The following is a 7,355-nucleotide window of genomic DNA, read 5'->3' as shown; positions in this document are numbered from 1 at the left end:
GTGCGTACCGGGCTGAGAGGCGGTGTAAGTGAACTGTAGTTGCCATGTTTTACGGCAATGAGAGCAGAGATAGCGCTGATGTCCGGCAGTGCTTTTGCCGTTACGCACCACGCCTTCAGTAGCGGAGCAGGAAGGACATCTGATGGAAATGGAAGCCACGCAAGCACCTTAAAATCACCATCATACACTAAATCAGTAAGTTGGCAGCATTACCAGCGCAGCGTAATGCCTTCATTGGCGAGATCGCTTGCCATCACGGTATAAATAACAATACCGGGCAGGGTCGTGAGTGCCGAAATAAGGGTATAAGGCCAGAAGGCGATGGTGGTTAATCCGTAAGCGTAATTTTGAATATTGTAAGGAAACAACGGGATTAAGCGGGTCAGAATAAGAAAATCAATACCGTTACGCGCAATGCCTTTTTCAATGGCCTGGAAGGTATGGCTATGGCCCACGTATTTCAGCAGTAAATCACGTCCCAGCCACCGCGCCAGCAGGAATGAGCACGAGGAGGCCAGCGTGGCGGCAATTAATGAGAGTAGTGTCCCTAAGAGCGGGCCAAAAACTATTCCTCCAGCGATCACCAGTATGCTTCCTGGTAACAGAAAGAGGGTGGCAATGATGAATAACAGAATATAGAGGCTATAACCGAACAATCCGCTCTGGCGAATGAGTGTCTGTAAGTGGGGTAAATCGGTGAGCAGATCGAATAAACCGAAAGCGTGGATAGCGTAAATGACCAGCGCAAAAATAAGACAGGCGAAAAGAAATTTACGCTCAGCATTCATCGTGGAGTTTCCTATATCAAACTTGATAATAGAGAAGTGGTCAGACAACTAAAAACGCAGTGACGGTATAACAAAGGACGGCAGGCAACAAATCATTACTGACAGTTTGTTGATTTTTCTCAAGGTTAATTCTCCTGACCCAGTTTGAGCCAGGAGAGCTGCTAAATTAGCGGCGGAAGGTCGCCCAGACGGGGGCGTGATCGGACGGTTTTTCCATGCTGCGAATTTCATAGTCGATGCCGGTTTCTACGCAACATTCTGCCAGCGGTTGGCTGGCGAGCAGCAGGTCGATGCGCAGACCACGGTTATCGTCAAAACCTTTTGAGCGGTAATCAAACCATGAGAAACGATCTGCTGTTTGCGGATTAGCATGGCGGAAGGTATCGACCAACCCCCAGCTCATCAGCCTGTCCATCCATTCGCGCTCTTCCGGCAGGAAAGAGCATTTACCGGTACGCAGCCAGCGCTTACGGTTTTCTTCGCCAATGCCGATATCCAGATCTGTAGGGCTGATATTCATATCGCCCATAATCAGTACCGGATTATCACGTTTGAGTTCGGTTTCCAGGTAGTTTTGCAGATTCTGATAAAACTGCGCTTTTGCCGGGAATTTTATCGGATGGTCGCGGCTTTCACCCTGCGGGAAGTAACCGTTGATCACGGTGACATTACCCAGCAGTGAGGGGATTTCCGCCATAATAATCCGCCGCTGCGCCTCTTCGTCGTCACCGGGAAAGCCGCGACGCACGGCAATCGGCGTCTCTTTGGTCAGCAGCGCCACGCCATAATGGCCTTTCTGCCCGTGATAAAACACGTTGTAGCCGAGCTTCGCCACCTCTTCGAGCGGAAACATATCGTCATGAACTTTTGTCTCCTGCAGGCCAATCACATCCGGTTGGTGCTTTTCGACGATGGCTTCAAGCTGGTGAGGTCTGGCGCGCAGGCCGTTGATATTAAAAGAGACAAATTTCATAGTCGCTGCCATTTATTCAGATAAAGAGTGCGTGGATGGTAGCAGAATTTCGCGTTGCTTACCGCCTGTTGTTAAGTGATTTGATCGATGGTTGTTAATGATGTCAACGATGGCGCAAAAAATGCCCGCTTTTGGTGCGCGCTGCGTCAGAATGGCGCAGTAATTTCCAGTAAATTTCGTCAATGATCACAATTCCAGAATTATATTTTACTTCTGCATAACATTGCGTTTTTTATTCTTTTTATTCACCCACATCGCAAACGTATTCACTTTATATGCACTTTAAATGCATATGGTTTGGTTATAACTCCTTGATTTCCAGTTAGCCTCCGCCGTTTATGCACTTTTATCACTGGCTGGCACGAACCCTGCAATCTACATTTACAGCGCAAACATTACTTATTGTCAACATATAAATAACGAATTATTTACTGTAGAGGTCGCTATGTCTCAGCCAATTACGCGTGAAAACTTTGATGAATGGATGATACCTGTTTACGCTCCGGCACCCTTTATACCGGTACGTGGCGAAGGTTCGCGCTTGTGGGATCAGCAGGGGAAAGAGTATATCGACTTCGCGGGTGGCATTGCGGTGAACGCGCTGGGCCATGCGCATCCGGAACTGCGTGAAGCGCTGAACGAACAGGCGAGTAAGTTCTGGCATACCGGCAACGGTTACACCAACGAGCCGGTACTGCGACTGGCGAAAAAATTGATCGACGCCACGTTTGCCGATCGCGTCTTCTTTTGTAACTCCGGTGCGGAAGCCAACGAAGCGGCGCTAAAACTGGCGCGTAAATTCGCTCACGACCGCTACGGCAGCCATAAGAGCGGTATCATGGCGTTTAAAAATGCGTTTCATGGTCGCACGCTGTTTACTGTCAGTGCGGGTGGGCAGCCAGCCTATTCACAGGATTTTGCGCCACTGCCACCAGATATCCGTCATGCTGCATATAACGATATTAACTCTGCCAGCGCGCTGATTGACGACGCCACCTGTGCGGTGATTGTCGAACCCATCCAGGGGGAAGGCGGTGTGGTGCCAGCCAGCAACGCGTTTTTACAAGGTCTGCGTGAATTGTGTGACCGCCACAATGCGCTGTTGATTTTTGATGAAGTACAAACCGGCGTCGGGCGCACCGGGGAACTGTATGCCTATATGCACTACGGCGTGACACCTGATCTGTTAACTACCGCCAAAGCGCTGGGCGGCGATTTCCCGGTCGGTGCGTTGTTAACAACCGAAGAGTGCGCCAGCGTGATGACCGTTGGCACTCATGGCACCACCTATGGCGGCAATCCGCTGGCCTCGGCGGTGGCGGGCAAAGTGCTGGAGCTCATCAACACACCAGAGATGCTTAATGGCGTTAAACAGCGTCACGACTGGTTTGTTGAGCGTCTTAATACCATTAATCACCGCTACGGTTTGTTCAGTGAAGTTCGCGGCTTAGGTTTGTTGATTGGCTGTGTACTGAATGCCGATTACGCCGGACAAGCGAAACAGATCTCTCAGGAGGCGGCGAAAGCAGGCGTTATGGTACTGATTGCGGGTGGCAACGTGGTGCGTTTTGCGCCTGCGCTCAATGTCAGCGAAGAAGAGGTGACGACCGGACTGGATCGCTTTGCAGCTGCTTGCGAACACTTTGTTAGCCGAGGTTCATCATGATGGTCATCCGTCCCGTTGAGCGCTCAGATGTCTCGGCGCTGATGCAGCTTGCCAGCAAAACGGGCGGCGGCCTGACGTCGCTTCCCGCTAATGAAGCCACGCTTTCCGCGCGTATCGAAAGGGCAATCAAAACCTGGCAAGGCGAACTGCCCAAAAGCGAGCAGGGCTATGTGTTCGTGCTGGAAGATAGCGAGACAGGCACCGTGGCGGGGATTTGCGCCATTGAGGTGGCGGTTGGGCTGAACGATCCCTGGCACAACTATCGGGTCGGCACGTTGGTTCACGCCTCAAAAGAGCTGAATGTCTATAACGCATTGCCGACGCTGTTTCTTAGTAACGATCACACCGGCAGCAGCGAGCTGTGCACGCTGTTTCTCGACCCGGACTGGCGCAAAGAGGGCAACGGCTATTTGCTGTCGAAATCGCGCTTTATGTTTATGGCGGCTTTTCGCGACAAGTTTAATGACAAAGTGGTTGCTGAAATGCGCGGGGTGATTGACGAACACGGCTATTCACCGTTCTGGCAAAGCCTCGGTAAACGCTTCTTTTCGATGGATTTTAGCCGCGCCGATTTTCTCTGCGGCACCGGGCAAAAGGCATTTATTGCAGAACTGATGCCGAAACATCCGATCTATACCCACTTTTTATCCCAGGAAGCCCAGGACGTCATCGGTCAGGTACATCCGCAAACCGCGCCTGCCCGCGCGGTGCTGGAGAAAGAAGGTTTTCGTTACCGCAACTATATCGACATCTTCGACGGCGGGCCAACGCTTGAGTGTGACATCGACCGCGTGCGCGCATCCGTAAAAGTCGGCTGGTGGAAGTGGCAGAAGGGCAGCCTGCGCAGGGCGATTTTCCGGCCTGCCTGGTCGCCAATGAAAATTATCACCATTTCCGCGTGGTGCTGGCGCGTACCGATCCGGCAACCGAGCGTTTGATTTTAACCGCCGCACAACTGGATGCCCTCAAATGCCACGCAGGGGAGCGCGTTCGTCTGGTGCGCCTGTGCGCAGTGGAGAAAACAGCATGACTTTATGGATTAACGGTGACTGGATAACGGGCCAGGGCGCATCGCGTGTGAAGCGTAATCCGGTATCGGGCGAGGTGTTATGGCAAGGCAATGATGCCGATGCCGCTCAGGTCGAACAGGCTTGTCGGGCAGCCCGTGCGGCGTTTCCGCGCTGGGCGCGGCTCTCATTGGCTGAACGTCAGGTCGTTGTCGAACGCTTTGCCGGATTGCTGGAAAGCAATAAAGCCGAATTAACCGCGATTATTGCCAGAGAAACGGGTAAGCCGCGCTGGGAAGCGGCAACCGAAGTGACGGCGATGATCAATAAAATCGCGATATCAATTAAGGCGTATCACGTTCGTACCGGCGAGCAGCGTAGTGAAATGCCGGACGGTGCGGCGAGCCTGCGACATCGCCCGCACGGCGTGCTGGCGGTGTTTGGGCCGTATAATTTCCCTGGTCATTTGCCGAACGGACATATCGTTCCGGCATTGCTGGCAGGTAACACCATTATCTTTAAACCCAGCGAACTGACACCGTGGAGTGGCGAAGCGGTAATGCGTTTATGGCAGCAGGCTGGCTTGCCGCCGGGCGTGCTGAACCTGGTGCAGGGCGGGCGTGAAACGGGTCAGGCGCTGAGTGCGCTGGAGGATCTCGACGGTTTGCTGTTTACCGGTCGCGCCAATACCGGCTACCAGCTGCATCGCCAGCTCTCCGGTCAGCCGGAGAAAATTCTCGCCCTTGAGATGGGCGGTAATAATCCGCTAATTATCGATGAGGTGGCGGATATCGACGCGGCTGTCCATCTGACCATTCAGTCGGCGTTTGTCACAGCCGGGCAACGCTGCACCTGCGCCCGCCGTTTATTGCTCAAAAGCGGAGCGCAGGGCGATGCGTTTCTTGCTCGTCTGGTTGCCGTCAGCCAGCGATTAACGCCGGGCAACTGGGATGACGAACCGCAGCCGTTTATTGGCGGGCTGATTTCTGAACAGGCCGCACAGCAGGTGGTTACTGCCTGGCAGCAACTGGAAGCGATGGGCGGACGAACCCTGCTTGCGCCGCGCTTATTACAATCAGAGACATCGTTGCTGACGCCGGGGATCATTGAAATGACAGGCGTTGCTGGCGTACCAGATGAAGAGGTGTTCGGACCGTTATTGCGCGTCTGGCGTTATGATTCTTTCGAGGAAGCGATTCTAATGGCGAATAACACTCGCTTCGGACTCTCTTGCGGTCTGGTTTCCCCCGAGCGGGAAAAATTCGATCAACTGTTGCTGGAGGCGCGGGCGGGGATTGTTAACTGGAACAAACCGCTTACTGGTGCTGCCAGTACCGCGCCATTCGGCGGCATTGGTGCATCCGGTAACCATCGCCCCAGCGCCTGGTATGCCGCAGATTACTGCGCATGGCCTATGGCGAGCCTGGAGTCGGACTCGTTAACTTTGCCCGCAACGCTTAACCCCGGGCTGGATTTTTCCGATGAGGTGGTGCGATGAACGCCTGGGAAGTTAATTTCGACGGGCTGGTAGGGCTGACGCATCATTACGCTGGCCTGTCGTTTGGTAATGAAGCCTCTACCCGTCACCGTTTTCAGGTGTCTAACCCGCGACTGGCGGCGAAACAGGGCTTACTGAAAATGAAAACCCTTGCCGATGCGGGATTCCCCCAGGCCGTGATCCCGCCGCACGAGCGTCCGTTTATTCCGGTGCTGCGTCAGTTGGGATTCAGTGGTAGCGATGAGCAGGTACTGGAAAAAGTTGCACGCCAGGCACCGCACTGGCTTTCCAGCGTCAGCTCCGCTTCGCCAATGTGGGTAGCCAATGCGGCAACGATCGCGCCATCTGCCGATACGCTGGATGGCAAAGTGCATCTCACCGTTGCCAACCTGAACAATAAATTTCACCGTTCGCTGGAAGCGCCCGTCACTGAATCGCTGTTAAAAGCTATTTTTAACGACGAAGAGAAATTTAGCGTCCATTCGGCGTTGCCGCAGGTAGCGTTGCTCGGTGATGAGGGGGCGGCAAACCACAATCGTCTCGGCGGTCATTACGGTGAGCCGGGTATGCAACTTTTTGTCTACGGGCGAGAAGAAGGCAATGATACCCGGCCTTCCCGTTATCCGGCGCGACAGACTCGCGAAGCCAGCGAGGCGGTGGCAAGGCTTAATCAGGTGAATCCCCAACAGGTGATTTTCGCCCAGCAAAACCCGGACGTTATCGACCAGGGTGTTTTTCATAATGACGTGATTGCCGTAAGTAACCGCCAGGTGCTGTTTTGCCACCAACAGGCGTTCGCTCGCCAGTCACAGTTACTGGCAAACCTGCGGGCGCGGGTGAACGGTTTTATGGCGATAGAAGTTCCGGCAACTCAGGTTTCCGTGTCGGATGCGGTGTCTACCTATCTGTTTAACAGCCAACTGTTGAGCCGCGATGATGGTTCCATGATGTTGGTGCTGCCTCAGGAGTGTCGGGAACACGCCGGAGTATGGGGTTATCTCAATGAACTCCTTGCCGCTGACAACCCGATTAGCGAACTAAAAGTCTTTGACTTACGTGAAAGCATGGCGAATGGCGGCGCCCGGCGTGCCTGCGGTTGCGGGTGGTATTGACAGAAGAAGAACGCCGGGCGGTAAATCCGGCGGTGATGATGAACGATACCTTGTTTAATGCGCTCAATGACTGGGTGGATCGTTACTACCGCGATCGTCTTACTGCTGCCGATCTGGCCGACCCGCAATTGCTGCGCGAAGGGCGGGAAGCACTGGATGTATTGAGCCAATTACTGAATCTCGGTTCGGTTTATCCGTTCCAGCGCGAGGGAGGTGCCCCTATTAAGTTGTCAAGCATGTTATGACCCCTGCGGGGTATAAAAAGTCCCGTCGCGCATCATGGCGAACAGAACGTCGCAGCGTCGTCTCGC

Annotated in this window: 5 protein-coding genes and 3 pseudogenes; 4 read left to right on the top strand and 4 right to left on the bottom strand. The window is 53.7% G+C overall.

Features of this window, described 5'->3' with window-relative positions; translation table 11 throughout:
• From BFF42_RS07710 to xthA, 3 genes and pseudogenes are all read right to left on the bottom strand, one after another.
• Positions 1–159: IS1 family transposase (locus BFF42_RS07710; protein ID WP_032277379.1), on the bottom strand; the 159-nt coding region annotated here is incomplete at its 3' end.
• Between the two features lie 53 nt (positions 160–212).
• A pseudogene (locus tag BFF42_RS07705) lies at positions 213–788 on the bottom strand (TVP38/TMEM64 family protein); the annotation flags it as partial.
• Between the two features lie 166 nt (positions 789–954).
• Positions 955–1,761 (bottom strand): exodeoxyribonuclease III, encoded by an 807-nt coding sequence (xthA, locus tag BFF42_RS07700; RefSeq protein ID WP_000673918.1) that lies wholly within the window; start codon positions 1,759–1,761, stop codon positions 955–957.
• Between the two features lie 445 nt (positions 1,762–2,206).
• Between xthA and astC the strand changes: the two genes are divergently transcribed.
• The 4 genes and pseudogenes from astC (at position 2,207) to astB (ending at position 7,289) form a co-directional block, all read left to right on the top strand.
• Complete coding sequence (gene astC / locus BFF42_RS07695; protein WP_000081975.1) at positions 2,207–3,427, top strand: succinylornithine/acetylornithine transaminase; 1,221 nt, start codon at positions 2,207–2,209, stop codon at positions 3,425–3,427.
• Positions 3,424–4,457, top strand: a pseudogene (gene astA, locus BFF42_RS07690) (arginine N-succinyltransferase). Before astC ends, astA begins: the two are co-directional and overlap by 4 nt.
• Entirely contained in the window at positions 4,454–5,932 is a 1,479-nt protein-coding gene (gene astD, locus BFF42_RS07685) for a succinylglutamate-semialdehyde dehydrogenase (protein ID WP_000177217.1), read from the top strand. The pseudogene astA and the gene astD overlap by 4 nt, the downstream one beginning before the upstream one ends.
• A pseudogene (gene astB, locus BFF42_RS07680) lies at positions 5,929–7,289 on the top strand (N-succinylarginine dihydrolase). The gene astD and the pseudogene astB overlap by 4 nt, the downstream one beginning before the upstream one ends.
• Here the strand turns inward: astB and BFF42_RS27600 are convergent.
• Positions 7,284–7,355, bottom strand: a 72-nt coding sequence (locus BFF42_RS27600) for a hypothetical protein (protein WP_242412324.1), incomplete at its 5' end; no start/stop codon positions are given. The pseudogene astB and the gene BFF42_RS27600 sit on opposite strands and share 6 nt — an antisense overlap.

Source organism: Shigella sp. FC1661, assembly GCF_001712525.1.
GTDB classification, from domain to species: Bacteria; Pseudomonadota; Gammaproteobacteria; order Enterobacterales; family Enterobacteriaceae; genus Escherichia; species Escherichia coli.
Note: the sequence above shows the minus strand (reverse complement) of the source record. Positions and strands in the feature narration are given on the sequence as shown.